Genomic DNA, 1,022 nt, shown 5'->3' on the forward strand with positions numbered 1-1,022 from the left:
GAATTCGACTACAAAACAGCACAAGGTAACCCTGCAATTGCGGTGCAAATTGCGCGTCAATACGTGGGAGAGAGCCCAGACGTGCTAGTCGGTATTGCAACGCCGTCAGCGCAGGCACTGGTTTCTGCGACTCGTACTATTCCTGTTGTGTTTACTGCGGTGACTGATCCGGTAGGAGCCAAGTTGGTTAAATCGATGAAGCAGCCGGGTAAAAACGTAACAGGTTTATCAGACCTGTCTCCAGTGGCTCAGCACGTGGAGCTCATTCAAGAAATCCTTCCTCAAGTCAAAAGTATTGGTGTCGTCTTCAACCCTGGCGAGGCGAATGCGGTGACGCTGGTTAATCTTCTAAAAGAAAGTGCAGAGGCGAAAGGCATTAAAGTGGTGGAAGCCACTGCTTTGAAAAGTGCCGATGTTCAATCTGCTACGCAAGCCATCGCAGCAAAATCAGACATCCTTTACGCGCCTACGGATAACACTGTAGCGAGTGCGATCGAAGGCATGATTGTCGCGGCGAACCAAGCGAAAAAGCCAGTCTTTGGCGGTGCAACATCTTATGTTGAAAAAGGTGCGATTGCTGGCCTTGGTTTTGACTACTACCAAGTCGGTGTGCAAACGGCAGATTACGTAGCAGCCATACTTGATGGTCAAGAGCCAGGAAAGTTGGATGTAAAAGTCGCAACGGGTTCGGATTTGGTCATCAATGAGAGCGCCGCTTCTAAGTTGGGCATCCAACTGCCGAGTTCTGTTGTTCAACGTGCGACTAGCATGCAGTAAATCACTTATCTTGAGGTAAGGACTCTTTCTCTCAGGCCCATTTGTCTCAGCATGAAAATGGGCTCGTAAATCGTAAGTTTATGAGAGCAAGTTTTTTCTGAGCGGATTGCTCTCTTTACCTCGACCTAAGTTGAAAGTTGTAACTTCAGATCGCTGCTAGCGATCTGAACATGCAGAAAGGAGCAGTTATGTCTGCATTTGCTTTTTTTGGCGCGCTTGAGATCGGCTTGATTTATGGCTTGGTT

At 48.0% G+C, this 1,022-nt stretch carries 1 protein-coding gene; it reads left to right on the forward strand.

Features of this window, described 5'->3' with window-relative positions:
- Positions 1-777: ABC transporter substrate binding protein (locus R7Q11_RS25030; protein WP_225466861.1), on the forward strand; the 777-nt coding region annotated here is incomplete at its 5' end.
- Positions 778-1,022: the final 245 nt, after the last annotated feature.

This window comes from Vibrio sp. 970 (genome assembly GCF_033339075.1).